The 26,184-nt window shown below is 72.5% G+C and carries 18 protein-coding genes; 4 read left to right on the plus strand and 14 right to left on the minus strand.

Annotated features, from left to right (window positions below):
- Positions 1-53 precede the first annotated feature (53 nt).
- On the minus strand, positions 54-1,694 hold the full coding sequence (murJ, locus tag EPO51_RS06915; protein WP_293347805.1) for a murein biosynthesis integral membrane protein MurJ: 1,641 nt from the start codon (positions 1,692-1,694) through the stop codon (positions 54-56).
- A gap of 129 nt (positions 1,695-1,823) precedes the next feature.
- Between murJ and EPO51_RS06920 the strand changes: the two genes are divergently transcribed.
- Positions 1,824-2,474, plus strand: a complete 651-nt coding sequence (locus tag EPO51_RS06920) for a sulfotransferase family protein (RefSeq protein WP_293347808.1) — start codon at positions 1,824-1,826, stop codon at positions 2,472-2,474.
- Here the strand turns inward: EPO51_RS06920 and EPO51_RS06925 are convergent.
- Both EPO51_RS06925 and EPO51_RS06930 read right to left on the minus strand, forming a co-directional pair.
- The gene (locus tag EPO51_RS06925; RefSeq protein WP_363200252.1) at positions 2,471-4,315 is read right to left on the minus strand and encodes a DEAD/DEAH box helicase; all 1,845 of its coding nucleotides are present in this window, start codon (positions 4,313-4,315) and stop codon (positions 2,471-2,473) included. The genes EPO51_RS06920 and EPO51_RS06925 overlap by 4 nt on opposite strands.
- A gap of 79 nt (positions 4,316-4,394) precedes the next feature.
- On the minus strand, positions 4,395-7,214 hold the full coding sequence (locus EPO51_RS06930; protein ID WP_293347811.1) for a [protein-PII] uridylyltransferase: 2,820 nt from the start codon (positions 7,212-7,214) through the stop codon (positions 4,395-4,397).
- Positions 7,215-7,420: 206 nt separating this feature from the next.
- Here EPO51_RS06930 and EPO51_RS06935 point away from each other — a divergent pair, with 206 nt between their 5' ends.
- Complete coding sequence (locus tag EPO51_RS06935; protein WP_293347814.1) at positions 7,421-7,762, plus strand: hypothetical protein; 342 nt, start codon at positions 7,421-7,423, stop codon at positions 7,760-7,762.
- A 33-nt stretch (positions 7,763-7,795) separates the two neighbouring features.
- On the opposite strand, the gene mutS is transcribed toward EPO51_RS06935, so the two are convergent.
- Positions 7,796-10,486 (minus strand): DNA mismatch repair protein MutS, encoded by a 2,691-nt coding sequence (gene mutS, locus EPO51_RS06940; RefSeq protein WP_293347817.1) that lies wholly within the window; start codon positions 10,484-10,486, stop codon positions 7,796-7,798.
- A gap of 79 nt (positions 10,487-10,565) precedes the next feature.
- Here mutS and EPO51_RS06945 point away from each other — a divergent pair, with 79 nt between their 5' ends.
- The gene (locus EPO51_RS06945; protein ID WP_293347820.1) at positions 10,566-11,126 is read left to right on the plus strand and encodes a GNAT family N-acetyltransferase; all 561 of its coding nucleotides are present in this window, start codon (positions 10,566-10,568) and stop codon (positions 11,124-11,126) included.
- Positions 11,127-11,239: 113 nt separating this feature from the next.
- Here the strand turns inward: EPO51_RS06945 and trxA are convergent, their stop codons facing one another.
- From trxA to EPO51_RS06995, 10 genes are all read right to left on the minus strand, one after another.
- Positions 11,240-11,569: a thioredoxin gene (trxA, locus tag EPO51_RS06950; protein WP_293347823.1), complete on the minus strand. Its 330-nt coding sequence runs from the start codon at positions 11,567-11,569 to the stop codon at positions 11,240-11,242.
- Between the two features lie 77 nt (positions 11,570-11,646).
- The gene (gene addA, locus EPO51_RS06955; protein ID WP_293347826.1) at positions 11,647-15,150 is read right to left on the minus strand and encodes a double-strand break repair helicase AddA; all 3,504 of its coding nucleotides are present in this window, start codon (positions 15,148-15,150) and stop codon (positions 11,647-11,649) included.
- Positions 15,147-18,101, minus strand: a complete 2,955-nt coding sequence (gene addB / locus EPO51_RS06960) for a double-strand break repair protein AddB (RefSeq protein WP_293347829.1) — start codon at positions 18,099-18,101, stop codon at positions 15,147-15,149. Before addB ends, addA begins: the two co-directional genes overlap by 4 nt.
- On the minus strand, positions 18,098-18,811 hold the full coding sequence (locus tag EPO51_RS06965; RefSeq protein ID WP_293347832.1) for a nucleotidyltransferase family protein: 714 nt from the start codon (positions 18,809-18,811) through the stop codon (positions 18,098-18,100). Before EPO51_RS06965 ends, addB begins: the two co-directional genes overlap by 4 nt.
- Positions 18,808-19,899 (minus strand): N-acetylmuramate/N-acetylglucosamine kinase AmgK, encoded by a 1,092-nt coding sequence (gene amgK, locus EPO51_RS06970; protein ID WP_465246593.1) that lies wholly within the window; start codon positions 19,897-19,899, stop codon positions 18,808-18,810. The genes EPO51_RS06965 and amgK overlap by 4 nt, the downstream gene beginning before the upstream one ends.
- Positions 19,889-20,338, minus strand: coding sequence for a tRNA (adenosine(37)-N6)-threonylcarbamoyltransferase complex ATPase subunit type 1 TsaE (gene tsaE, locus EPO51_RS06975; protein WP_293347838.1), 450 nt, complete (start codon positions 20,336-20,338; stop codon positions 19,889-19,891). The genes amgK and tsaE overlap by 11 nt, the downstream gene beginning before the upstream one ends.
- On the minus strand, positions 20,335-21,207 hold the full coding sequence (locus EPO51_RS06980) for a GNAT family N-acetyltransferase (RefSeq protein ID WP_293347841.1): 873 nt from the start codon (positions 21,205-21,207) through the stop codon (positions 20,335-20,337). The genes tsaE and EPO51_RS06980 overlap by 4 nt, the downstream gene beginning before the upstream one ends.
- A gap of 44 nt (positions 21,208-21,251) precedes the next feature.
- Positions 21,252-22,868, minus strand: coding sequence for a glucose-6-phosphate isomerase (gene pgi / locus EPO51_RS06985; RefSeq protein WP_293347844.1), 1,617 nt, complete (start codon positions 22,866-22,868; stop codon positions 21,252-21,254).
- 10 nt (positions 22,869-22,878) lie between these two features.
- Positions 22,879-23,490, minus strand: a complete 612-nt coding sequence (locus EPO51_RS06990) for a thioredoxin family protein (RefSeq protein WP_293347847.1) — start codon at positions 23,488-23,490, stop codon at positions 22,879-22,881.
- A 29-nt stretch (positions 23,491-23,519) separates the two neighbouring features.
- Positions 23,520-25,646 carry a protein-disulfide reductase DsbD family protein gene (locus tag EPO51_RS06995; RefSeq protein ID WP_293347850.1) on the minus strand — a complete coding sequence of 709 codons (2,127 nt, stop codon included), beginning with the start codon at positions 25,644-25,646 and terminating at the stop codon, positions 23,520-23,522.
- Positions 25,647-25,779: 133 nt separating this feature from the next.
- Here EPO51_RS06995 and EPO51_RS07000 point away from each other — a divergent pair, with 133 nt between their 5' ends.
- Positions 25,780-26,172, plus strand: coding sequence for a hotdog family protein (locus EPO51_RS07000; protein WP_293347853.1), 393 nt, complete (start codon positions 25,780-25,782; stop codon positions 26,170-26,172).
- The last annotated feature ends 12 nt before the right edge of the window (positions 26,173-26,184 follow it).

A 26,184-nucleotide genomic window follows, 5' to 3' on the forward strand; every position in this document is an offset into this window, starting at 1 on the left:
CAGCTATTGTGTCCGGTCGGTGCCATGCCCGAGCCGATACCGCCGGACGGGCTTCAGGGCAAGTCGGCGGATGGGGCGGCCACGTCGCCCTTGCGGCGGCGGAAGGCCGCCTTGGCCTCGGCCGGGGTGACGCCGCCGAACGCGAACAGCAGCAGCGGATAGAGCGCCGCGCCGGCGATGCAGACCAGGATGACGGTGACCTCCTTCGCCCCGCCGCCGCCGGTCAGGGCCGCCACCGGCGCCTCCAGCGCCTCGCGGAAGTGCGAGGCCAGCGCCACGGCGACGCCCAGGCCCGCGCTGGCCAGGGTGACGCGGATCACCTTGCCCGTGGCTCGCGCCGAGGGCGTCCAGATCGACCTGGCGCGCAGGTAGACCAGCATCTGGATCACCGTGATCCACGACGCCGCGGCGGTGGCGAAGGCGATGCCCTGGAAGCCCAGGGTGAAGAACAGCGCCACGCCGAGTACGATGTTCACCGCCACCGAGATCAGGGAATAGACCATCGGCGTCCGGGTATCGCCGCGGGCGAAGAAGGCGGGCTGCAGGATCTTGATCAGCACGAAGGCCGGTACGCCCCAGCCGTAGTGGAACAGCAGCCTGGCCGAATCCATCGCGTCGTGGCTGGTGAAGGCGCCCCGGGCGAAGAAGCCGTCGGTCAGGTAGAAGGGCATGCCCATCAGCGCCGCCGCCGCCGGCAGGCTGAGCGCCAGGCCGAACACCACCGCCTGGTCCATGGCGGCCTGGGCGTCGTCCCGGTCCTCGACTTGCAGCGCGGTGGAGAGCCGGGGCAGCAGGGCTACGCCGATGGCCACGCCCACCAGGCTGAGCGGCAGCTGGTAGAACCGCTCGGCCACGTTCAGCCACACCCGCATCCCCGCGACCTGGCTGGCCAGCATGGCGGAGATGAAGAGATTGATCTGCGTGGCGCTGGACGCGATCACGCCGGGGATCATGCGGCGGATCAGCGTCCGGATCTCGGGCGTCAGCTTCAGGTGACGCGGGTGGATCCGCGCGCCGCTGCGGTGGGCGCCCCACCAGCACAGCGCCGCCTGGCTGACGCCGGCGACCAGCACGCCCCAGGACGCGGCGTAGGCGGCCTCGGTCGGATCGTGCTGCGGCAGCACCACCGCCAGCATCACCACGTTGAGCACGGTCGGATAGAAGCCGTAGATGATGAAGCGGCCCCGCGCCTGCAGCGTGCCGGCGAACAGGGCCGCGATCACCATGCAGGGCAGGTAGGGCATGGTGATCTGGGTCAGGATCACCGCCAGCTTGAACTTCGCCGGGTCCTCCAGGAATCCGTAGCTGTAGACCGTCATGATCCACGGCATGGCCAGCTGGCAGGCGATGGTGATGGCGACGGTGGCGGCGGCCATGGTGGCGAGCGCGTCGGCGGCGAAGCGGTCGGCCGCCTCCTTGCCCTCGGCGACCAGGCGCTTGGAATAGTCCGGCACGAACGCCGCGGCGAAGGCGCCCTCGGCGAACATCCGCCGGAACAGGTTCGGGAAGGTCAGGGCCGTATAGTAGGCGTCGGCCGCGATGGTCTGGCTGGCGCCCAGCCTGGCGGTGATCACCAGGTCCCGCGCCAGCCCCAGGAACCGGCTGACCAGGGTCAGGCCCGAAAAGATCGCCGACGACCGGATCAGCCCGCCCTGCTTGGCGGGAGGCTTGGGGTCGCGGGCGGTGTCGGTCACGGGGCCTTAGGGAGGCTGTGTCGGGAAGCGCGTCAACCTAGCGGCTCGCCGCGGGCGCGGCGTGTGGAATCTTGGTGCAGGATCGCCGCTGTCCGTTAGGGTTCGAAGAATTGCGGTTGGGAGGGTGTCATGGCGTTGAAGGTGATCGGGTCCGGCCTGGGCCGCACGGGCACCTTGTCGACCAAGCTGGCGCTGGAGGCGCTCGGCTTCGGGCCGACGCACCACATGGTCGAGGTGTTCATGCACCCTGAGAGCGTGCCGCTGTGGATCGAGGCCGGACGCGGCCGCCCCGACTGGGACGCGATTTTCGACGGCTACGGCTCGATGGTCGACCACCCGGGCTGCTGCTACTGGCGCGAGCTGATGGCGCACTATCCGGACGCCAAAGTGCTCCACACCGTGCGCGACCCGGACAGGTGGTTCGACTCCACCCAGGCCACCATCTTCAACCCGGACCGGCCCGCGCCGCCCGAGGGAACCCCGATCCGGCCGTTCTTCGACCAGCTCAACGCCTGGTACGGCGGCGACATGCACGACCGCGCCTTCATGACCGACTTCTTCCGCCGTCATACCGAGGCCGTGGTCGCCGGCGTGCCCAAGGACCGCCTGCTGGTGTTCCAGGTCTCGGACGGCTGGGCGCCGCTGTGCGAGTTCCTGGGCGTGCCCACGCCCGACGCGCCGTTCCCGAGGGAAAACAGCACCGAGCAGTTCAAGACCAACCTCGCCGGCCCGCGCGAGCCTGACGCCATGCGAGAGATGCTGGAGAAGGCGAAGGTTTAGTTGGGCTTGCGCTTGCCCTTGGGCGGACCCTTGCGCGGCGGACCGTCGCTCCGGGGACCGCCCGGCTTGTAGGGCGGCCGCGGCCCACGCGGGGCGTCCGGGCGAGGCCCGCTCGGACGCGGACCTCCCGGTCCGCCGGGAGGCCGGGGCCCCAGACCGCGGTCGGCGCGGGACGGCGGCGCGGCGCCGGGCGAGCTGGCCGGATTGATGCGGATCTCGCCGGCGTCGGATGCGGACTTGATCGACTCCAGGAAACGCGGCTCGGCCTCGCGGGTGATCTCGAACTTGGTCTCGTGATCGAAGATCCGGATGACGCCGATGTCCTTCTTGGTCACGTGACCCAGGCGGCAGATCAGCGGCACCAGCCACTTCGGGTCGGCGTTCTTCGAGCGGCCCACCGGCAGGCGGAACCAGGCGGCGTCGCTCCCGGCGCCGGGCAGGTCCGGGCGGGGGCCACGGTCCAGGCGCGGCGCGCGCGGGGCGCGGTCCTGGCCTCGATCCTGGCCGCGGTCGGACGGACCGCGGTGGTCCGGCACATCGCCGAACATCTCTTCCGGCGCGGGCAGGCGCGAACGGTGCAGGCGGATCAGGGCGGCGGCCACGGCCTGGGGCGTGCGGTCGGCCAGCAGGCGCTCGGCCAGCTCCAGCTCCTCGGGCGAGGGCGCCTCGTTCAGCAGCGGGTCCTCCAGCATCCGCGCCTGGTCCTTGGCGCGGATCTCCTCGGCCAGGGGAGGGCCGGACCATTCCACGTCGAGGTTGGCGGTGGCGAACAGGCGCTCGGCGGGCCGGCGCTTGGTGTAGGGCACGATGACGACGGAGGTGCCCTTGCGCCCCGCGCGGCCCGTCCGGCCGCTGCGGTGGAGCAGGCCGGCCGTGTTGGTCGGCAGGTCCGCGTGGATCACCAGGCCCAGCTCGGGCAGGTCGAGGCCGCGGGCGGCGACGTCGGTGGCGATACAGGCCCGGGCGTGGCCGTCGCGCAGCGACTGCAACGCGTCGGACCGCTCCTTCTGGGACAGCTCGCCGGAGAGCTGCACCACGGAAAAACCGCGCTCGCGCAGGCTGCCGTACAGGTGGCGGACCCGTTCGCGGGTGGCGCAGAAGATCAGCGAGCCGGGGCTCTCGAAGTAGCGCAGCAGGTTGACCACCGCGTTCTCGATCTCGTTCGGGGCCACGCGGACCGCGCGGTACTCGATGTCGCCGTGCGCCTCGTCGCGCCGGATCGTGTCGATCCGCACCGCGTCCTTCTGATAGCGCTTGGCCAGGGCCGCGATGTCCTTGGCGATGGTGGCCGAGAACAGGAACGTCCGGCGTTCCTTGGGCGTCGAATCGAGGATCTCCTCGAGATCCTCGCGGAAGCCCATGTCGAGCATCTCGTCAGCCTCGTCGAGCACCACGACCTTGAGGGCCGTGAGGTCGAGGTTGCCGCGCTCGATGTGGTCGCGCAGGCGGCCGGGGGTGCCGACCACGATGTGCGCGCCGGCCGACAGGGCCCGCTGTTCCTGTCGCGCGTCCATGCCGCCGACACAGGTGACGATCCTCGCGCCGGCCGGAGCGTAGAGCCAGGTCAGTTCGCGGCTGACCTGCATGGCCAGTTCACGGGTGGGGGCGATGGCGAGGAACAGCGGCGCCTGGGCGCGCTCGAACCGCTCGGCCTCGCCCAACAACGGCCCGGCGGCCGCCAGACCGAACGCCACCGTCTTGCCCGAGCCGGTTTGCGCCGAGACCAGCAGGTCGCGGTCGGGCTCTGCGGCCAGCACGGCCTCCTGGACGGGGGTCGGTTCGAGATAGCCTTGGGCGCCGAGCGCCTTGGCGAGCGCCGGATGGGTGGGCGGGAATGGCATGAAGACGTCCTTGGTCGCGCTTCAGGCGCGAAACGGCGGCTCTTGGACGCCTCATCCGGCGCAAACGCAAGCGCAATCGTCAGCGTGCGACGCTGGCCCGCGCCCTTGAAAGGTTGCCGCGACGGCCCTGGCCGGCCTCGGCCTCGCTGTCGTTGAGCGCCGAAAGCAGGGCCGCCTTCAGGGTGTTGCCCTTCCGCGCGTCGGTGATCTTGCCGCCGTCCTTGTCCACCACATAGAAGGCGTCGACGGCGCGTTCGCCGTAGCCGTCGATGTGCGCCGAGGTGATCTCCAGCCCGGCGTCCGACAGGGTGCGGGCCAAGGCCGCCAGCAGGCCGGGGCGGTCGCGACCCGAGGCCTCCACCACCGTCGAGCTCTCCGAGGCGTCGTTGTCCAGCATGACCGAGGTGGTGATCGCGAAGGCGGCGGCGCGGCCCAGGTCTTGGCGGCGCGGCTCGCGGCCATGCGGCTCGCCACGCGCGGCTCCGGCCAGGCTGGCGGCCAGGCGGGTCAGCACCCGCTCGTCCGTCGCGCCGAACGGCTGGCCCGTCACGTCCTGGACGTAGAAGACGTCCAGCGCCTGACCCTTGTTGGAGGTGAAGACCCGCGCCCCGACGATATTGGCCCCGGCCGCGGTGATCGCCTCGGCCAGGTCCACGAACAGGCGCGGCCGGTCGTTGGCCGCGACCACCACCTCGGAGGCGTTGAGATCGTTGCGGATCCGGCATTCCGCCGCACCGCCCGCGCCGTCCGCCGCCAGCTTGGCCAACCGGGCGTGGGTGCAGACCTCGTCGTCGACGAAGGCGGTGAAATAGGCGTCTTCCATGGCGTCGCCCCAGGTCTCGGCGCCGGGCTGGGCCTTGGCGAGGCGGACGCGCGCGTCGTAGGCGGCGTTCTCCTGGTAGCGGCGGAGCGCGGCGGCGGCGTCCGAGCCCCGGCCGCCGCGGAACACCGCCTCGGTGGCGGAATAGAGCTCGCGCATGAGTTGGCCCTTCCAGCCGTTCCACACGCCGGGGCCCACGGCGCGGATGTCGGCGACGGTCAGCACCAGCAGCAGGCGCAGCCGTTCCGGCGTCTGCACGATGCGGGCGAAGTCGGAGACGGTGCGGGGGTCGGAGACGTCGCGCTTCTGGGCGTAGTCGCTCATCACGAGATGATGCTCGACCAGCCACGCGACCAGCTCGATCTTCGAGCGTTCCAGGCCCAGGCGCTCGCAGGCCTGCCGCGCGGCCCGGGCGCCCGCCACCTCCTGGCCGCCGGCTCCACCCTTGCCTGTGTCGTGCAGCAGCATGGCCAGGAACAGCGCCTCGCGGTCGGCGATCAGCGGCATGACCTGGGTGGCCAGCGGGTGGTCGTCCTGCAGGCGTCCGGCGGCGATGTCGGCGATGACGCCGACGGCCCGCAGAGTGTGCTCATCTACCGTGTACGAGTGGTACATGTTGAACTGCATCTGGGCGACGATCCGCCCGTACTCGGGCAGGTAGCGCCCCAGCACGCCCGCCTCGGTCATGAGCGTCAGCGTCGTGCGCGGGTCGCGACCGCGGGCGAGGATGTCCAGGAAGACCTTGGCCGCATGCCGGTCGCGCCGCACCGCCGAGGTGATCAGCGAGATCGACCGTGAGGCCGCCGTGAAGGCGTCGGGGTGCAGGTCCAGGTTCCGCTGGTCGGCGATGCGGAACAGCCGCAGCAGGTTGATTGGGTCGTGCTCGAAGATGTCGGGGTCGACGTCCAGCCGCCCGCCGATCTCATGGAAGCCGGGCTCGGCCAGCGGCTTGCGCTTCACGCTGCGGCCCGGGATGAAGCGGCTGATGCCCTTGGGCGCCAGCTTCACCTGGTCGGCTTCCAGCTTGGCGGCGAAGACTCGGGTCAGCGCGCCGACGTCCTTGGCGATCAGGAAATAACGGCGCATGAACCGCTCGACCGCCGGCGCGTCGCCCCGGTCGCCGTAGCCCATCCGCCGCGCGATCTCGGGCTGCAGGTCGAAGGTCAGCCGTTCTTCCGGCCGTCCGGTGGTGAAGTGCAGGTGGGCGCGCACCGCCCACAGGAAGTCGGTGGCCTGGATGAAGGCGCGGACTTCGCGGCGCGCGAACATCTCGAGCTGCAACACCTTCTCGATCGACTGGCCGGGATGCAGGTACTGGGCGATCCAGAAGAGGGTGTTCAGGTCGCGAAGCCCGCCCTTCCCCTCCTTGATGTTGGGTTCGACCATGTAGCGGCTGGCCCCGGCGCGGGCGTGGCGCTCGTCGCGCTCCTTGAGCTTGGCGGCCACGAACTCCGCCCCGGTGCCCTTGACCACGTCGGTCTGGAAGCGCCGCACCAGCTCGTCGGCCAGCTGCTCGTCGCCGGTCAGGCGCCGCGCCTCCAGGATGGAGGTGCGGATGGTGAAGTCCTCGCGGGAGAGCTTGATGCACTCCTCGATGGTCCGGGACGCGTGGCCGACTTTGAAGCCCAGGTCCCAGAGGGCGTAGAGCATGAACTCGATCACGCTCTCAGTGTGGGCCGTCTGTTTGTAGGGCCGCACGAACAGGAGATCGATGTCGGAATAGGGCGCCAGCGTGCCGCGCCCGTATCCGCCCACCGCCATCAGGGCCAGGCGCTCCCCCTCGGTGGGGTTGCGGGCCCGGAACACGTGGACGGTGGTGAAGTCCCAGAGCGCGGTGATGACCTCGTCGGTGACGCCCGACAGCAGGCGCGCGGTCTCGATGCCGCCCGCGCCGTTCTCCAGCCGCTCCTTGGCGATCATCCGGCCGCGGAACAGGGCCGCCTTCAGGACATCCAGCGCCCCCTTCCGCTGGGCCGCCTGGTCGCCCAGGTTCTCCAGCGCAGCAGCCGAGAGCTGCGCGCGCAGCCGCACGCCGTCGACGACGTATTCCAGGCGAGTAGGTTTGAGGCGCGTGACCATGGCGGGCTAGAGCGCATCCCGCCAAAGTGGGAACCGGCTTGGCGACAAGGATGCGCTCCACTTTCAGTCTAAGGAACGGGCTCACCCGAACGGGTGAGCCCTGGGGCATATAGGACGCTTCGTTAACGGGCGCAGGAGGTTCCCGCTTTTCCCTGCGCGAACGGGCCGCTATCCCCACGCCCCGCGTGCGAGAGTTGGCGTAACCCATGGGCAGAGGATCGTATCGCGGCGGCTCCACCCCGGTGGGCTGGAACGCCAACAGCTATGTCGCCCCAAGGCTCACCGGCCGGACCCGCAAGGGCAAGGCCCTGATCAAGGACCTCACCGCCCGGACGGCCCAGAGCCGCGCCGAACAGGCCGGCCAGGACGAACGGGCCCGCAAACGCCATGGCCTGGCGCCCGCGAAGGCCAAGCCGGCTTCCAGTCAGCCGCTGGCCGTCAGCTCCGGCAAGTCGGGGATCGCGGACGCAGCGCGCAAGCGGCTGAAGGCCAAGGCCGGGTCGGCGTTCACGGTGACGGTGGTGAAGCGGAGGCGGGTGAGGCGGTGAGCAATACCCGCCCCCTTCATGGGCAGGGAGAGCTCACCCCAGCAACCCCTTGAGCCGGTAGAGCGCGTCCATCGCCTCGCGCGGGCTCATGCCGTCGACGTCGAGGACCTGCAGAGCCTCCTCGACCTTGCTGGGGCCGAACCTGGTCTCGGGCTCGGCGACGGCGGCGAACAGGGGCAGGTCGTCGAGGTTGGCGGGGCCGGCGGCCTCGCGTTCCAGCCGCTCCAGCACCTGGCGGGCGCGGCTGACCACCGGGCCGGGCACGCCCGCCAGCTTGGCGACCTGGACGCCGTAGCTGCGGTCGGCGGGACCCGGGCCCGCCTCATGCAGGAAGATCAGGTCGCCGTTCCACTCCTTGGCCTTGAGGCTGAGGTTGGAGACGTGGGCCAGCCGCCCCTCCAGCACCGCCAGCTCGTGATAGTGCGTCGCGAACAGCGCGCGGCAGCGGTTGGTCTCGTGCAGGGCCTCGGCGCAGGCCCAGGCGATGGCCAGGCCGTCGTAGGTGGCGGTGCCGCGGCCGATCTCGTCCAGGATCACCAGGCTGCGCGGGGTCGCCTGGCTGAGGATGGCGGCGGTCTCCACCATCTCCATCATGAAGGTCGAGCGGCCGCGGGCCAGGTCGTCGCCGGCGCCCACGCGGCTGAACAGCCGGTCCACGACGCCGAGGCGCAGGCGCCTGGCGGGGACGAAGCAGCCGGCCTGGGCCAGCACGGCCAGGAGCGCGTTCTGGCGCAGGAAGGTCGACTTGCCCGCCATGTTCGGCCCGGTGACCAGCGACAGGCGCGCGCCGCCCACGCCGGCCCCGTCCAGCCGGCAATCGTTGGGGGTGAAGGCGTCGCCGGCCCGGCGCACGGCGGCCTCGACCACGGGGTGGCGGGCGGCCTCGGCCTCGAAGGCGGTGGAGCGGTCCACCACCGGACGGGTGGCGCCCACGTCGTCGGCCCATTCGGCCAGGGCGGACGCCACATCCAGGGTCGCGGCGGCCATGGCGGCGGCCTGGATCGCCTGGGCCACGCCGATGGCCGCGCCGCGCCAGGCTTCGAAGGTCTCCAGCTCGATGGCCAGGGTCCGCTCGGCCGCCTGGGCGATCCGCGCGTCCAGTTCGGCCAGCTCGACCGTCGTGAACCGGACCTGGTTGGCGAGGGTCTGGCGGTGGATGAAGGTCGCGTTCAGCGGCGCCGTCATCAGCGGCTCGGCCGCCTTGGCGGTGGTCTCGACGAAGTAGCCCAGCACGGCGTTGTGGCGGACCTTGAGCGACACGCCGCTCTCGCCGGCCAACCGCGCCTCCAGCGCCAGGATCACGCGCCGGCTGTCGTCGCGCAGGGCGCGGGCCTGATCCAGCTCGGGCCGCACGCCATCGGCCACGAAGCCGCCGTCGCGGGTGAGCGCCGGCAAGTCGGGGCCCAGCCCCTGGATCAGCAGGTCGCGGAAGGCCGCCAGGTCGGGCGAATTCGCCAGGTGCAGGGCCGACAGCGCCTGGGCCGTTTCCGCCGGCAGGGTCAGGAGCGGGTCCCTGGTGTCGGTGAAAAGCTGGCAGACCGCCTGGCCGGTGTTCAGGCCGTCTCGCAAGGCGCCGAGATCGCGCGGACCGCCCCGGCCCAGGGCCAGGCGGCTGAGCGCGCGGGCCATGTCGGGCAGGCCCTTCAGCGCCTCGCGCAGCTTCTGGCGCTGCGGGCGGCGCTCGCAGAACCAGGCCACCGCGTCCAGGCGGGCGTCGATGGCGGCCGGGTCCAGCAGGGGCCGCGCCAGCCGCGAGGCCAGCATCCGCGCGCCGGGCGCGGTCACCGTGCGGTCGATGGCGGAGAGCAGCGAGCCGTCGCGGGCCCCGGAGGTGGATTTCTCGATCTCCAGGCTGTTCCGCGTCGCCGGGTCGATGACCATGACGTCGGCCTCGCCCGCCCGGCGGGGGGCGGAGAGCGCGGGCATCCGGCCGGCCTGGGTCGTCTCCAGGTGCGCGGCGATCAGGCCCAGGGCCGAGATTTCCGCGCCGGAGAGCTGGCCGAAGCCGTCCAGGGTGTCGACACCGTACAGGCGCTTCAGCCGGGTCTCGGACGCGCCGGGTTCGGCCAGCGCGCTGGGCATCGGCTGGACGAAGCCGCCGGCCTGTTTCAGCGCCTGCGACACCGCCTCGTCGGCGAACAGCCGGTCGGGGACCAGGATCTCGGACGGCCCCAGCGCCGCCAGGGTCGAGGCCAGGCCGGAGACGGTGATCGACAGGCACTCGACCTCGCCGGTGGAGAGCTCCACGCAGGCCACCGCCGCGGCGCCGGCGCGCACGGACACGGCCGCCAGCCGGTTCGCGCCGCGCGCGTCCAGCAGGCCGTCCTCGGTCAGGGTGCCCGGCGTGACGACCCGCACCACGTCGCGGCGCACGACGGCCTTGTGGCCGCCGCGCCGCTTGGCCTCGGCGGCGTCCTCCAGCTGGTCGCAGAGCGCCACCTTGAACCCGGCCCGCACCAGCTTGGCGAGATAGGCCTCCATGGCGTGGGCCGGCACGCCGGCCATCGGGATCGGGGCGCCGCCGTGCTGGCCTCGGGCGGTCAGGGTGATGCCGAGGATCGCGGCGGCCTTCTGCGCGTCCTCGAAGAACAGCTCGTAGAAGTCGCCCATCCGGAAGAACACCAGGGCGTCGGGCTGGCGGGCCTTGGCCTCGAAATACTGCGCCATCACCGGCGTGGCGCCGGCGGCGGGATCGGGGGTTGCGGCGGAGACCTGGGCGTTCATTGGCTGCGGGACGCTAGAGGATGCGTTCGAGTCCCGCACCCCCTTGAACCGGGTCGCGCGAACGCCAAGCTGTGGATAGATGGCCCACGGCAGCGTCGACACGCAGTTTGTGCTCTTCCCCGCCGGCCCCGCGGACGCGGAGGCGCTGGGCCGCGTGCATGTCGCCTCCTGGCGCGAGACGTATCGCGGCCTCCTGCCCGACGCCTATCTGGCCCGAATGTCGGCCGAGGCGCACACCCGACGTTTCGCCCGCGCCCTCCTGCATCCCGGCCCGGACGACGTCACCCTGGCCGCGGCCGACCGCGGGGGGATCGTGGGCTATGCCCAGGGCGGACCGTCGCGGCGCCAGGTCGCCGGGGAAGCCGAGATCGCCACGCTCTACCTGCTGAAGAGCGCCCAGAACCGGGGCGTGGGCGCGCGCCTGCTGGTCGAGACCGCCCGGGCCCTGGCGGCCCACGGCGCCGTCTCGCTGGTGGTCTCGGTGCTGCGCGACAACGTCGCGGCCCGCGGCTTCTACGAGCACCTCGGCGGCGCGGCCGAGCCGGCGCGGCTGGAACCCGGGCCCGGCGGCGCCATGCTGCACGAGGTCGCCTACGTGTGGGCGGATATCCGGACGCTGATCGGCGAGCCTCCGCGCTGAAAGCCAGAGGGGTAAGGGCCCCCGCGGCTCAGCGACCGAGCAAGAACCATCTCACCCGCCGATCACCTCCACCGCCGCCCATCTCAGGGGGGCGCATGGAGGGGAGGGAAAACTCAGGCCGCGACGCCCGCCTCGGCCAGCCACTCCAGGATCTTCTGCTTGGGCATGGCGCCGACCTTCATCGAGGCCATCTGGCCGCCCTTGAACAGCATCATGGTGGGGATGCCGCGCACGCCGTAGCGCGAGGGGGTGGTCGGGCTCTGCTCGATGTCGAGCTTGGCGATCGTCACCTTGCCGGCCAGCTCTTCCGAGAGCTGCTCCAGCGCCGGGGCGATCTGCTTGCACGGGCCGCACCATTCCGCCCAGAAGTCGACCAGGACGGGGGTTTCGGACCCCAGGACGTCGGCTTGGAAGCTGTCGTCGGTGACCTTCACGGTGCTCATTCGAAAACTCCTATGGCGCGTCGGAATGCCCGACGCCGCCTCTCAGGTCCGCGATGTAGGCGGCCCCCGACCCTGTATCAACCGTCACGGCGGAGCTCGGCAAGGGTTTGGGCGACGAGGTTTTCTGGAACCGGCATCAGCTTCGGGCCATCGGTCCAGACGATGGCGGCCTCCACGCGGCGGCTGGGGAAGATGTCGGCCAGCACCGCGCAGTAGAGCGCCATTTGCCGCAGATAGGCCGGGTCGGCCGCCTCGATGCGGTCCGGCGAGGGCCGGTTGGTCTTGAAATCCACCACCAGCACCCGGTCGGGCAGCACCACCAGCCGGTCGATCCGGCCAGAAATCCTTAGGCCCGGCGGCAGGGCGGCGGCGGTCCCGGCCACGGCGATCTCGCCCCGCGAACCGGCCCCGAACACCTCGGCGAAACGGGCGTCGTTCAGCACCGACAGGGCCGCCTCGGCCATTTCCGCGCGTTGGGGCCCGGTCAGGTCGGCCTCGCGGGCCAGCAGGGCCGCGGCGCCCGCCGGCCGCTCGCCGGCCGGCAGGTCGGGCAGCAGTTGCAGCAGCCGGTGGATCAGGTCCCCGCGGCGGAACCGGCCCAGTCCCTGCGCGGCCGCCAGCGGCGAAGGGGCCGGCACGGCGGCGCCTTCCCCCAGGTCCGAGGGCGAGGCGTAGCGGGCGTAGGCCTCCGGCGGCGCCACGGCGCCGGTCCAGGCGGGCAGGGCGGCCGTCGTGACCTCCACGCCGGCCCGGGCGCCCAGGGCCTTCGGGTCCGGCCCGAAGCGGTCGAACGACAGCTCGCCGCTCTGCACCGTCCGCACGCCCTCGGCGATGTCGGCGTGGGCCAGGGCGTCGCGGATCGCACCCCACCAGCCGCGCAGCTTGGCCTGGTCGGTCCGCTCCGCCACCCGGCCGCACAGCACCAGCCGGTCGCGGGCCCGGGTCAGGGCCACGTAGAGCAGGCGGTAGGCCTCTGCCTCCTCGCGGACCGCGCGGTCCTCCCGCGCCTTCGCCGTCGCCTCGCAGTCGCGCGCCGAGGACGAGCACCACAGGAAGCCGTCGCCGCCGTCGTGGCGCACCCGCATCAGCGGCGAGCCCCGCGCCGTCTGGGTGAGCGTGGTCTCCGGCAGGAAGACGATCGGCGCCTCCAGGCCCTTGGCGCCGTGGGCGGTCATCACCCGCACCTCGCGCCGCTCGGCCTCCATCTCCCGCTTCACGGTGATGTCCAGGCCGGCCAGTTCGGCGGCCAGGGCCTCCAGGTCGTGGACCCCGCGGGCCTCGGCGGCCAGCACCTGGTTCAGGAACTCGTCCAGGGCGTCTTCGGCCTCCGACCCCAGCCGGCGCAGCAGGCGCTGGCGCATGGAGCGGCCCTCGGCGTCGATGACGCCCAGCAGGCGCGAATAGAGCTCGAACGGCTGGCGCACCTTCGCCTCGGCCAGGGCGTGGGCCAGGAAGCCGCAGGCCTCCGCCCAGTCGGCCCGCTCGGTCGCTCGCCGCTGCAGCCGTGTCCACAACGGCTCCTTCCCCCGGCCGTGGGCGAGGTCGTACAGGCTGTCGTCGGTCAGGCCGCAGAACGGGCTCTTCAGCAGCGCCGCCAGGGTCAGCTCGTCGCCGGGGAACAGCAGGAACCTGGCCAGGGCCACCAGGTCGTCGAAGACGATGTGCTCGGAAAGGGCCAGCCGGTCGGCGCCGGCCACCGGAATGCCCGCATGCTTCAGCGCCCGCAGGATCTCCTCGAACAGGGCGCGCCGGCGGCGCACCAGGATCAGGACGTCGCCCGCATGGGCCGGACGCTCGGCCTTCAGGTCCTTGTCGTAGACCGCGTCGCCGCGGGCGATCAGCGCCGCGATCTCGCCCGCGATCCGGCGGGCCAGCCTGCGGTTGGCGCTGTCCTCGGGCTCGGCGTCCAGCGGCGCGTCCCAGGCCTCGCGCTCCTCGCCCTTCTTCTCGACTTCCAGCGGCCAGACGTCGACGCACCCCAGATGGGCCTTTCGATACGCGGCGGGCTCGTGGCGGACGGGCTCCGGGTCGGGCTCGTCGCGGGGGCGGACCGCCTGCCCCAGGTCCGGCGGCGAGAAGACGGCGTCGACGAAGGAAAGCACCTGCGGCGTCGAGCGCCATGAGGTCAGGAGGTCCACCCGCTCGAAACGGTAGCCGGCGCCCACTGCGCGGTCCCGGTGGAACTCGAACTGGCGCATCAGCATCTCCGGCTGCGCGCCCTGGAACGAATAGATCGACTGCTTCTCGTCGCCCACCACGAACAGCCGCCGCTGGCGGGCCTCGCCCTGCACGCCGGCCCCGGCGAAGAACTCCTCGCTCAGCGCGTTGACGATGGTCCACTGGTCCGGCGCCGTGTCCTGCGCCTCGTCCAGCAGGATGTGGTCGATGCCGCCGTCCAGCTTGTAGAGCACCCACGAGGCCGCCGGCCGGTCGCGCAGCAGGTGGCAGGCCTTCTCGATCAGGTCGGCGAAGTCGAGCGCGCCCGCCGCCGTCTTCTCGATGCGGTAGGCCTCGAGATAGGCGTTGGCCAGGGTCAGGGCATAGACCGTGTCCTGGGCGACCTGGGCGGCGCGCACCCGCAGGCGGGCGTCATGCAGGCGGGTCTGCTCGGCCAGGAGCTGGATCCGCAGACCTTCGTGCGCCTTCAGGCCGCTGGTCTTGCCGACCCATTTGACCCCGTCGCCCTCGCCCTTCTCGGTGAAGAGCACGGCCAGCGCCTGTTCGAAGGTCGCGCCCGGATCGTCGGCGACGACCGCCATCTGGGCGGCGCACTTCTGGTCGGTGACCCCGCCCAGGCGGAGCACGTCGGCGGCCCCGCGCCACAGCTCACGGTCCAGCCGCGCCATGGCCTCGGCGGCGAGGCTCTCGGGGTCGGCGCCGCGCGGCACGTCCACCGCCCGCCAGACCCAGCCTGTCGCACCCTCCAGCCCGCCCTCGCGCGCCAGGAAGGCCGACAGGGCGCCGCGGCGGGCCTCGAAGTCGGCGAACATCGCCTGGAAGCTCTGGAAGTCCAGCGCCACCGAGAACCGGGCATAGGCCTCGGCGACCGCATCGGCCGCCGCGATCGCATGGCGCGCCACCAGCCGGCGCGCCGCCTGGGCCACGGCGGCCGAGGCCGCGTCGTCCATGACCCGGAAGCTCGGCGAGACGCCCGCCTCCAGCGGGAAACGCCGCAGCAGCTTCTCGCAGAAGGCGTGGATGGTCTGGATCTTCAGGCCGCCCGGCGTCTCCAGCGCCTGGGCGAACAGGCTGCGGGCCTCGGAAAGCTGGCCGGCGTCATAGCTCTCGGGCGCGCGGTCCTGCAGGTCGGCCAGGGTCTTCCGCAGCTTGGCGTCGTCGTCCACGGACCACGAGCCCAGCACCTGGAACAGCCGGCGCTGCATCTCCGAGGCGGCGGCCTTGGTGTAGGTGACGCAAAGGATCGTCTCCGGCCTGGCCTTCGCCAGCAGCAGCCGCGCCACCCGGTCGATCAGGGTCTTGGTCTTGCCGGAGCCCGCGTTGGCGGTGACGAACGCCGACAGGCCCGGATCGGCGGCGAGCCGCTGCGGGTCGATCAGGCGGTCGATCAGGTCGAGGCTCATTCCTCGCCCTCCTCGCCGCTGGTGGACCATTCGAACACCCGGGCGAGGTGATCGTAGTCGCTCATCCGCGCCTTCACGAACTGCGGCGCGACGCGGGACAGGTAGGGTTGGGCCGGGTCGTCGAAGCGGGCGACCAGCTTGTGCAGGCCCTCCAGGGCGCGGGCGGCGGCCTCGGCGCTCTCGTCGCCCGCGGCGGCGCGGGTCTCGACCTTGCCGGCGGGCTTGCGGCCGGTGATCTCCAGATAGGTCAGGTCGCCGGGCTTTAGCGGCCCGAGCTCGGGGAACCCGCCGGCCTCCAGGATCGCGGCGGTCAAGGTGAGCTGCGGCGAGAAGCCGGTGGCCACCTCCTTCTTCGAGGGCGCCTTGCCGGTCTTGTAGTCCAGGATATGGCCGTGGCCGTCGGCGGTGACTTCGATGCGGTCGGCGCGGGCGGTGACGGTGAAGGGTCCGGCCGGCGCCTGAATGGTCCGGGTCCCCTTCAGCTCGACGGTGATCTTCCGCCCGTCGCGCCGCTCGCGCTCCAGGTCGGCGACCCATTCGGCGGCCTCCTTGGCCAGCGCCTGCTCGCGCGCCAGCGCCTCGTGCGGCAGGCCGGCTTTCACCAGTTCCTCGAGGTAGAAATTCGCGAAGGTGGTCGCTGCATCGTCGGGCAGGTCGCCGGGATAGGTCTCGGCGAAGCGCTCGAACGCCGCGTGGATGGCGGTGCCGCGGGCGCGGGCGTCGGCCTGCTCGTCGGGCCGGTCCATGGGATAGAACCGCAGGATGTCCCGCGCCCAGACGGCGTAGGGGTCGCGGGTCAGGCTCTCGATGCGGGTCACCGCCAGCTCGCGGGGGCGATGCGCCACGGGGGGGAGCGGCGCGGGGCGGCCGATCGGGGTGTAGGCGTCGGGGGCGTCCAGGCTGCGCGCCCAGTCCAGCACCTCGGTCCGACCGGGTATGGCCAGCCCAGCGCCCTTGGCCAGGGTCTCCAGCCGCCAGAGCCAGCGCGACTTCACCGACGGCGCGCCTTCCCGGCGTTCGGTGTGCAACAGGATCACCTCGGGCGCGCAGGCGGCCTGGGCGAAGTCGTGGGCGGCCAGACCGATGCGGCGCTCGGGCGAGGGCAGGCCCAGCATCTCGCGCATGGGCCGCGACAGGAACGGATCCAGCGGCGCGCCGCCGGGCCACACGCCCTCCTCCAGCCCCGCCACCACCAGCCGGTCGGCGCGCACCAGCCGGGCCTCGATGGCGCCCAGGATGCGCAGGCGCGGATGGGTGGCCCCACCCGAGCGCACCGTCTCGCCATCCATCAGCCGCTGCAGCAGGTCGGCGAACTGGCGCGGCGTGACCAGGGGCAGGGCGTCGCCCTCGCGCACCAGGGCGCCCAGCAGCCGCGCCATGGCCTCGCCGCCGTGTCCAACCCAGAGGTCGCCGGTGCGGCCGTCCTCGTCCGCCGCCAGGGCCTCCATGGCCGTGGCCGTGCGGCGCGCGGCGAGCGCCGGGCTCTCGGCCTCGTCGGCCCAGGCGAGGCCGGCGACGATGACCTCCAGGCGCTCTGCGAGCGGCAGGCTGTCCTTGGCCTTGGCCTTCAACTCGTCCCAGGTCCGGGCCCGGGGGCCACGCAGGGCGGCGGTCTCCAACTCCGCGGAGCCGCCCAGGCGGGTGAAGGGGTGCTTCAGCAGCCCCAGCAGGGTCACCGGATCGACGGAATCCACGGCCGAGCGGGCGACGAGGGCCGCCAGCACGCCGCACCGCGACCCGGCCAGGCTCTCGCCGGCCGAGGAATCGGGGACCACGCCCCAGCGGGCCAGCTTGGCGGTCACCCGGCGGGCCAGCACCTGGTCGGGGGTCACCAGCGCCGCGGTCCGCTCCGGCGTCTCCAAGGCCTCGCGCAGCAGGAGCGCGGTGGCGGTGGCGGCCTCCTCCTCGGTGCGGGCGGTGACCAGCGACAGGCCCTTCAGGCCGTCGACGATGGCGTTGGGGTCCTCGGCCTTCAGGCTCTCGATCACCTGCAGCCAGTCGGCGGTCTCTTCGGCCGGCCGCAGGGCTTCGTTGACGATCCTGCGGCGCCAGCGACCCGCGCTCTCGGCGCGGATCGAGGCCGGCCACAGCGACACCTCGCGCTTGGCGACCCGCGCCTCGTCCAGCAGCCGCTTCAGCGCACCCTGCGGGTGCTGCACGTCCACCTTGGCCCAGGCCTTGTCCGCCAGGTCCTGGTCCAGGCCGGGCAGCACCACGGCGCCCTTGGGCGCGGCCGCCACGGCGATCAGCAGGGCGCGCGTGGCCGGAGCCGTGCCGGTGGAGCCGGCGGCCACCAGAACGCCCTTGGGCGGTGCGTCGGTCCAGTGCTCGGCCAGGCGGCGCAGCAGGCGCACGCGGCGCTCGCTGACGTCGGCCACGCCCAGGCCCTTCAGCCGCTCCGGCCACAGCGCCAGGGCCTTCTCCAGGAAGGTGCGGGAGACCTCCCAGTGCTCGGCCAGCTCCGCGCCGACCAGGCTGGCCAGCCGGTCGCCGACATCGACCTCCTCGATCTGCAGGCCGTCCAGGAAACCGCCCAGCGCGTCCGCCAGCTCCAGCGCCGCCCCGGCGCTGACAAGGCCGCCCGGGACATGCGCCTCCAGCTCCGCCACCAGCCGTGTGAGCTCGAACCGGCGGCGCAGCGGGTCGATGGCCGCGGGCAGGTCCAAGGCCAGGTCACCCGGCTCGAACGGCGGCTCGCCGGCCTCCAGGTCGCCCAGCGGTCGCATCTGCGGCGGCAGGACGGCCTTGCCGCCCGAGGCCTTGATGAAGGCGTCGGCCAGGGCGCGGGCGCCGCGGCGAGTGGGTGTGAGCACGACAGCGTCGGCCAGGGCCTCCGGCCCCAGGTGCGCCAGCGCGTCGTAGAGGCCCTGCGCCAGGTCTTCCGCGAACGGCCGGTGCGCCGGGATGTTGAACCAGCGCGAGCCCGGCCGCTCGAAGAAGGCGGCGGTCATGAGAGCCGGGCTTCCACCGCCGCGAGCGCGCGGGGATCGCCGACCTGCATCCACAGGCCCTCGGCCCGATGGCCGAAGAGCCGGCCAAGGTCGGACGAGCGGAACCAGATGTCCCGCAGGCTGAACTTCGACCGTGGCTCGGCGTAGACCGGGCGTGGGTCGAGGATCTCGATGCCGATGGCGTACAGCGGGGCGTCGGCGCGATCGCCGCGATGGGCCAGCCGGCCGGCCTCGTCCTGGAAGAAGTCGCCGGGGACGTCCTCGAAGCCCACCGTGCGCGCCTTCGGCACGACCGTCACCAGCGAGTCCATGCGGCTCGGATCCCAGGCCGCGATCAGCTCGGCCAGGATCGGCGTCCCGTCCTTCCGCCAGACGTAGTCGCTGTTGCAGCGGAAGATGGGCGCCTCGCCCAGCAGCGCCTGGGCATGCTTCACGCCGCCGCCGGTTTCCAGCAGGGCCTCGCGCTCATCGGAGATCAGGAACTCCGCGTCGCGCCGGGCGCGAAGGTAGGCCTCGAGCTGGTCCGCATGGGCATGGACGTTGACGACGATCCGCTCGACCCCCGCCTCGACCAGCGGGTCGAGGACGTAGGCGATCAGCGGCTTGCCGGCCACCGGGACCAGGGCCTTGGGCATGGTGTTGGTGAGCGGGCGCATGCGCGTGCCGAGGCCCGCGGCCATCACCATCGCGGTCTTTGGGCCGGCGCTCACGCCCGCGCCTCGGCCGGGACGTGGCGGTCGAACCAGGCCTTGAGGCCGGCCATGTCCGGGTCGTGCAGGTTCCGCTCCAGGTAGCGCCAGGTGCGCGGCATGTACTGCCTGTATTGCTCGCGGCCCAGCAGCGCCTGGCGAGCGAACACCCGGCCCAGGATGCGGGCGGCGTTGGACGCGGCCAGAGCGCGGTACTCCGCCAGGAACGCCTCGCGGTCCAGGCGCGGGCTCGCCGCCAGGAACCGGTCCAGCATCGCGGCCTCCAGCTCGGGCGAAACGTCGCGGCGGGCGTCCTGCAGCAGGTGCAGCAGGTCCCAACCCGGGTGCGCCTTCAGCGCGTCCTGGAAGTCGACCATGCCCACGCGCGCCACGCCCGTCCGCTCCGGCAGCCAGAGCAGGTTTTGCGCATGGTAGTCGCGATGTGTGAAGACCGACGCGCCGGCCTCGCCAGCCACCCACACGGGAGCCCAGAGCGCGTCCCACTCGGCCGTGGCGGCCTCGCCGAAGGGCGCCAGGCCCGCGAACCTCGGCCAGAACTCCAGGAAGGTGTCGGTGGCGATCTTCAGGGCCAGGGTGTCGTAGCTGAGCAGCGGCCAGGCCACGTCGCCGGCGCGCAGCACGTCGGGCGGGGCCTCGGCCTGCATCACCACCTGGGCGTCCACGGCGGCCTCGTAGAGCGGCGTCTCGGGCGCGCCCTGCTCGATCAGGGTGGCGTAGAGCCCGTCGCCCAAGTCCTCCAGCACGGCCAGGCCCGCGTCGATGTCGTGGGCCAGGATCTGCGGCGCCGAGAGCCCGTGGTCGCGCAGCCAGCCGGCGGTGGCGACGAAGGCGGCGACGGAGCCGGCCGCCAGCCGGGCGGCGGCGTTGTAGCCCAGGGCCACGCGTTCGGCCTCGGTCGCGCCGGGCGGGCAGACGACGCTCTCCACGGCCGGCGGCTGGTCCATGAAGATGAACCGCGCCCCGTCGCCCCGATGCAGCCGCTCGTACTGCCGCGTGGAGGCGTCGCCGGACAGCCGCTCGCGCCGGGCGTCGGCGAAGCCTGCGTCGCGGAGGAAGCGCGCCTTGAGGGCCTCACGCTCAGAACTCAAGTCCACGTCCTTCCCAGGCGCCATGCGGGGTGAGCCGTGCGCGCCGCGCCCCCGCGTCGTTTCCGGCCAGTTCGATCTCTACATCGAGTCGGTCCGGCGGCAGGTTTCCCTCCAGTCGCTCCGGCCATTCGATCACGGCCGCCCCGGTGTCCAGCGCCTCGTCCAGGCCGATCTCATAGGCCTCGTTTGGGTCGGAGAGGCGATAGAGGTCGAAATGGGCCACCGATAGGCGCGGGCCTTCGTAGAACTGGACCAGGGTGAAGGTGGGCGAGGGCGCCTCCTCGTCCGGCGTGGTCAGGGCGCGCACCAGCGCCCGCGCCAGCGTCGATTTGCCCGCCCCCAGCGGACCGGAAAGGCAGACCGCCTCGCCCGGCCGCAGGGCCGCGGCGATCGCCCGCCCCAACCGCGCCGTGGCGGCCTCGTCGGGCAGGTCGATCATGCGAAGGTCCGATCGGGGTCCGTCGCCAGGCCGTGCTCCACATGGGCCTTCAGCCGCGCCGTCACCTCGGCCGGATCGCCCTCCAGCGCCGCGGCCGGGATCGGGTGGCCGACGGTCAGCCGGAACGCGCGGCCCTGCTTGTTCAACAGCTCGTGGAAGAGGGTGATGTCGCGCAGCTCGCCCGAGAAGCCGTGGAAGAAGTGGAACAGCGTCGACCAGGGGCCGTCCACATGGATCGGCAGGACCGGCGCCTCGTACTTCCGCGCGATGGAGACGGCCGAGGGCATCCAGTCGGACTCCGCCAGCCGGCCGTCCGCTTGCCGCCGCGCCAGCCGGCCGGCGGGGAAGATCACCAGGCACCGCTCGGCCTCCAGCGCCTCGCGCGTCAGGGTCAGGGTGGCGCGGGTCTTCTCCCGCGTGCGCTTGGCCTCGACCCATTCCACCGGGATCAGCACCTCGCCGAAGCCCGGCGAGACCCGGTGGGCGTCGGCGTTGGCGTAGAAGCAGATGTCCGGGCGAACGGACTTCAGGACGTCGAACGCCGCGATGCCGTCGGCGATGCCCGTGGGGTGGTTGCAGATCACGACGAGGCGGCCCGCGACCGGGACCCGATCGACGTCCGTTGCCGACACCTTCAGCGACAACAGGTCCGAGATGTGGTCCAGGGCCGCACGGCCGGGCAGGGGCGCGATGGCGTCGGCCATGCGCACCGCCTTGCGATAGTCCAGCAGGGCGTAGAGCAACGGCCGCAGGACTGGCCACAGCGGCCCCGACGCCAGCCGTGGCGCCCGCTCGGCGATCAGCAAGTCGACGATGTGGTCGTGGCGGCCCGGTCTCGCGACCGCGCCGGCCGGGGTGGCGAGCGTCATGACGGAAAGATGACCTGCGCTGCGAGGGCGGGGCAAGCCGCGCGTCAGGCCCGCAACCGCGCGATCAGGGCCGCCGTGGACGGGTCGTGCGCGCCGGCCGGTCCGCCCTCCAGCTCGCCCAGCACCCGCGTCGCCAGGGTCTTGCCCAACTCCACGCCCCACTGGTCGAAACTGTTTATTCCCCAGAGCACCCCTTCGACGAAGGTCTTGTGCTCGTAGAGGGCGACCAGGGCGCCCAGGCGTTCCGGGTCCAGCCGGTCCAGCAGGATGAAGCTGGACGGCCGGTCGCCCGGGAAGGTGCGCTGCGGCGCCAGGGCCTCGATCTCGGCGGCCGACTTGCCGGCGGCGGTCAGCTCGGCGCGGACGTCGGCCTCGCTGCGGCCCACCATCAGCGCCTCGGCCTGGGCCACGGCGTTGGCCAGCAGCTTGGTCTGGGCGGCTGGATCGCCTTCGGAGCCCTCGACCACCGCCAGGATGTCGACGGGGACGACATCGACGCCCTGGTGCAGGAGCTGGAAGAACGCGTGCTGGCCATTGGTGCCGGCGTCCCCGAACACGCTGGCGGCGGTGGGATGCGGCACGGGCAGGCCCTGGGCCGTCACTCGCTTGCCGTTCGACTCCATCTCCAGCTGCTGCAGGAAGGCCGCGAACAGGCGCAGGCGCTGGGCGTAGGGCACGACGGCGCGGATCGACCGCCCCAGGCCGTTGCGATTGAACACGTGGGCCAGGGCCAGCAGCACCGGGGCGTTGGCGGCCAGCGGCGCCGTCTGGAAGTGATCGTCCATCGCCCGCGCGCCGGCCAGCACCCGGGCGAAGGCGTCGTAGCCCAGGGCCACCGCGCAGGAGAGGCCGACCGACGACCAGATTGAGTAGCGGCCGCCCACCCAGTCCCAGAAGCCGAACACCTGGTCGGCGGGCACGCCGAACGCCTGGGCCTTGTCCGGAGCGGCGGAGACGGCGACGAGGTGCGCATCCGAGGCCTGCCCCAGGCTGGCGCGCAGCCACGACCGGGCCGCTTCGGCGTTGGTCAGGGTCTCGAGCGTGGTGAAGGTCTTGGAGACGGTGACGACCATCGTCTCGGCCGGATCCAGGCCGGTGAGGGCCTGGGCCAGCTCGGCCGGATCGACGTTGGCCACGAACCGCAGCTCGATCTGCGGGTCCAGCGGCTTCAGAGCCTCCCAGACCAGCCGGGGGCCAAGGTCGGAGCCGCCGATGCCGATGTGGACGATGGCCCGGAACGGCTTGCCCGTGGCGCCCTTCTTCGCGCCCGAGCGGACGGCGTCGGCGAAGGCGGCCATGGCGGCGCGGGTGGCGTCCACCTCGGCCGAGACCGGTTCGCCGTCGGCGCGGAAGTCGGCGCCCTGCGGCGCCCGCAGCGCCATGTGCAGGGCCGGGCGGCCCTCCGAGGCGTTGACGATCTCGCCGGCGAACAGCCGGCCGCGCGCCGCCTCGACGCCGGACGCCGCCGCCAGCTCCAGCATGGCGGCGAGATCGGCCAGCGACCAGGGGTGCTTGGAGAGGTCCAGGTCGAGCCCGGCAGCCGACAGCGTCAGGCGCTCCAGCCGCTCCGGCTCGGCGGTGAACAGGGCGTCGATACGCCGGCCGCGCGCAGCCTCCGCGGCCTTGGAAAGGGCCGCCCAGGCGGCGTCGGACTTGGACAAGGGAACCTCTTTAGTCGGCGGAACCGTACTTCACGCTGCAGCCGTAGGGCCGGGTGGCGGCCTGGGCCACGGGGCGGCCGGCCTTCACGTCGGCCAGGGCGGCCACGACATAGTTCTTGGCGCCCTTCAGGCTCTCGGGATCGGACGACGCCTTGTCGTCGATGCCGCCCATGTAGACCAGCTTGCCGGCCTTATCGACGATGTACATGTGCGGCGTGGTCTTGGCCTCGTAGGCGCGGCCGACCGTTCCCTGGGGATCCAGCAGCACGTCGGTGGAGGCGGCCTTCGTCTCGGCCTTCCACTGCCGGGCCTGGGGTCCGGTCAGGTAGCCCTGCATGCCCGGCGCCGACGAGATCACCGTCAGCCAGACCACGCCATCCTTGGTCGCCTGGCCCTGCAGGCCCTGCATGGCGCCCGAGTTGTAGTGCTTCTGGACGTAGGGGCAGCCGTTGTTGGTCCACTCCAGCACCACGGTCTTGCCCTTGAACTCGGAGAGCGAGCGGGTCTTGCCCGAGGCGTCCACGGCCTGGAAGGCGGGCGCGGCCTGGCCGAGAACCGGCGCGGCGAACGCCGGCGAAGCGATCGCGGCGGCGGCGGTGAAGGCGACGAGGAAGCGGGTCATCGGTGCGGCTCCTTCGAAGGGGGAATGGGTCAGCTCGTCCGGCCGGCGGCGTCCAGGGCCTTGACCACGACGCCTTCGGTCAGGATCGACGGCAGGATAGCCGGATCGCCCCCCTTTGCGCCATACACGAGGTAGAGCGGCACGCCGGCCCGGCCGAACCGGGCCAGTTCCGCAGCGATCTCGCCGTCGCGCCTGGTCCAGTCGGCCTTGAGGTAGACGGCGTTGTTGCGCTTCAGCGCCTCGGACACGGCGTTGGTGGAGAGCGCCACCCGGTCGTTGACCTGGCAGCTGACACACCAGGCGGCGGTATAGTTGACCAGCACCGGCCGGCCTTCGGCCTGCAGGGAGGCCAGCCGCTGCGGCGTATAGGCCTCGTCGTCCAGCTTGGCCTCGCCGGAGGATTCCGCGGCGCTGGCGGTGGAATAGGCCGGCCAGATGGCCCCGCCGCCGATGGCGATGGCGCCCAGGACGGTCGCGGCCGCGGCCAGGCCCACGTGATGGCGGCCGATCGCGTGCTGGCGCTGGGCGGCGCCGGCGATCCAGGCGGCCAGGGCCAGCAGCACGGCGGCGCCCAGGATGCGCGGCACCGCGTCCGACCCCACCTGCACAGTCAGCACCCAGACCAGCCAGGCCACGGCGGCGTACATCGGGAAGGCCAGGGCCTTCTTGAAGATGTCCATCCACGGGCCCGGACGCGGCAGGCGCGCCAGCAGCCCGGGCACGAAGGCGACGGCCACGAAAGGCAGGGCGAACCCGATGGCGAGCGCCAGGAACACCACCAGGGCGGCGACCGGCGGCTGGGTCAGGGCCCAGCCCAGGGCGGGACCCATGAAGGGCGCCGTGCAGGGCGCCGCCACCACCACGGCCAGGGCGCCGGTGAAGAAGCTGCCGGCCAGGCCGCCGCGGGTGGCGAGACCCGTGCCCACGCCTTGCAGCGAGGTCCCCATCTCGAAGACGCCGGAGAGGTTCAGGGCCACCAGCAGCATCAGCAGCGCCAGCCCCGCCACCACCGGCGGATCCTGGAGCTGGAAGCCCCAGCCGACCGCGGACCCCGCCGCCCGCAAGGCGATCAGCAGGCCGGCCAGCGCCAGGAACGTGACCAGCACGCCGGCCCCGAACGCCAGGCCCTGGCGGCGCGCCTCGGCGTGTTCTCCGCCGTGGCCGGCCAGGGAGGCGGCCTTCATGGCCAGCACCGGGAAGACGCAGGGCATCAGGTTCAGGATCAGCCCGCCGACGAGCGCGAAGAAGGCCGCCGAGGCCAGGCCCAGGTTCGCGGCGCCGGCCGGCGCCGCCAGCTTCACGGGCGGCGGGCCCAGGCCCGCGGCGGCGGCCGGCAGCGGACCGGGCGTCGCGCTCACCTCGTAGGCCTTGCCGCCGACGCTCAGCACTCCGGCCAGGTCCTTGGGCGGGGTCGGCGACTGGAAGTCGTAGCCGGGGGCGATCGACAGCGTCAGTCCGTCCGGTCCGCGCTCGATCGCCTGGGGCTTGGCATGGTCGATGACCGTGCCGGAGAACGGGAAGAAATAGGCCCCGGCCATGTCGGCGCCCTTCAGCACCGCGCCGGTGATGGCCAGTTTCACGACCTGGCCCTGCTTCTCGAAGGCGCCGGTCAGGCCCGCGGGCTTGGGCGCCTCGGCCAGGGTCTTGGCGATCGCCGCGCCCCACTTGGGATCGGCGGGCGCCGGGCCGTCCGTCACCGGCAGCGCCAGCGTCAGGACGGCGTCCTCGGGAATGCAGATGTCGGCGCACACCAGGAAGGCGGCCGCCCCCTTGAGCGTCACCGTCTCGCCCGGCCGGGCGTTGGCGGGGGCGGTGAGCGCCACCGGCAGCAGCACCTCGTCCTCGTAGCCGTAGTTGGTCAGGGGACCGATCGGCAGGCGGTGCGGCGTGGGCCAGGTGAAGCCCGAGGCGCTCCAGCCGGGGGGCAAGGTCCACACCAGCTTGGTGGCCTCGCCACTGTCGCCGGCGTTCCGCCAATAGGTGTGCCAGCCCTTCTGGATCTTCTGCCGCAGCGCCACGTGGATCGTCTGGCCGGGCGCGATCCCCTGTGTCGCCGAAACCAGCTCGGCGGTCAGGTGGCCGGTGTTGACCGGCTGGGCGAGCGCCACGCTTGAGAAGAGGAGGGCGCAAATCGCGCCCAGCAGAAACCGCATCATGACCCCAAGCTGCGCCGGCCTTGTGGGCGCTATATGGCGTGCCTGTGTCCATAGCGCAAAGCGGGCTCGACTCGGGCCCCTCGCGGGCCATGATCGACGAATCGCGTCTTCCGCCGAGCAGGAGTTCCGCCGGGTGCCCGCTTCCTTCGACGACATCGACATCGGCCAGGTGGTTTCGCTGGGGGCGGCGGGGGTGGATCCCGCGGCCCTGGAGGCGTTCGTGACGGCCTTCGCGCCCGGCTGGGCTGTGGAACGCGGGGCGCCGGACGCCATGGTCTATGCGATCTGGGCCAGGCTGGATGCGGTGGCCGCCACCGACTGGCCGCAGACCAAGCGCCTGGGGGTCGATGCGCTGCGCTGGATGCGCAACCCACCGGCCGGCGAACTGCTGCGAGGGCGGATGACGGTGATGGCCAAGGACCCGGTCGGCGACGGCAAGGGCATCGTCATCGCCCAGCACGACCTGCTCGACGAGGCAGGCAGGCTGGTGTTCAGCTGCCTGACCCGGAGCGTGTTCCAGAGGTAGTTTCCCTCCCCA

The sequence above is a fragment of the Phenylobacterium sp. genome (assembly GCF_004297125.1).
In the GTDB taxonomy this organism is placed as follows: Bacteria; Pseudomonadota; Alphaproteobacteria; order Caulobacterales; family Caulobacteraceae; genus Phenylobacterium.

What these genes read in the sequence shown, in the direction of transcription:
- EPO51_RS06920 (WP_293347808.1), top strand. Translation starts at nt 1,824, where the DNA reads ATGGCGTTGAAGGTGATCGGGTCCGGCCTGGGCCGCACGGGCACCTTG.
- mutS (WP_293347817.1), bottom strand. Translation starts at nt 10,486, where the DNA reads ATGAACGCCCAGGTCTCCGCCGCAACCCCCGATCCCGCCGCCGGCGCC.
- EPO51_RS06945 (WP_293347820.1), top strand. Translation starts at nt 10,566, where the DNA reads ATGGCCCACGGCAGCGTCGACACGCAGTTTGTGCTCTTCCCCGCCGGC.
- addA (WP_293347826.1), bottom strand. Translation starts at nt 15,150, where the DNA reads ATGAGCCTCGACCTGATCGACCGCCTGATCGACCCGCAGCGGCTCGCC.
- trxA (WP_293347823.1), bottom strand. Translation starts at nt 11,569, where the DNA reads ATGAGCACCGTGAAGGTCACCGACGACAGCTTCCAAGCCGACGTCCTG.
- EPO51_RS06990 (WP_293347847.1), bottom strand. Translation starts at nt 23,490, where the DNA reads ATGACCCGCTTCCTCGTCGCCTTCACCGCCGCCGCCGCGATCGCTTCG.
- EPO51_RS06925 (WP_363200252.1), bottom strand. Translation starts at nt 4,315, where the DNA reads ATGCCATTCCCGCCCACCCATCCGGCGCTCGCCAAGGCGCTCGGCGCC.
- EPO51_RS06980 (WP_293347841.1), bottom strand. Translation starts at nt 21,207, where the DNA reads ATGACGCTCGCCACCCCGGCCGGCGCGGTCGCGAGACCGGGCCGCCAC.
- EPO51_RS06995 (WP_293347850.1), bottom strand. Translation starts at nt 25,646, where the DNA reads ATGATGCGGTTTCTGCTGGGCGCGATTTGCGCCCTCCTCTTCTCAAGC.
- tsaE (WP_293347838.1), bottom strand. Translation starts at nt 20,338, where the DNA reads ATGATCGACCTGCCCGACGAGGCCGCCACGGCGCGGTTGGGGCGGGCG.
- EPO51_RS06935 (WP_293347814.1), top strand. Translation starts at nt 7,421, where the DNA reads ATGGGCAGAGGATCGTATCGCGGCGGCTCCACCCCGGTGGGCTGGAAC.
- addB (WP_293347829.1), bottom strand. Translation starts at nt 18,101, where the DNA reads ATGACCGCCGCCTTCTTCGAGCGGCCGGGCTCGCGCTGGTTCAACATC.
- EPO51_RS06930 (WP_293347811.1), bottom strand. Translation starts at nt 7,214, where the DNA reads ATGGTCACGCGCCTCAAACCTACTCGCCTGGAATACGTCGTCGACGGC.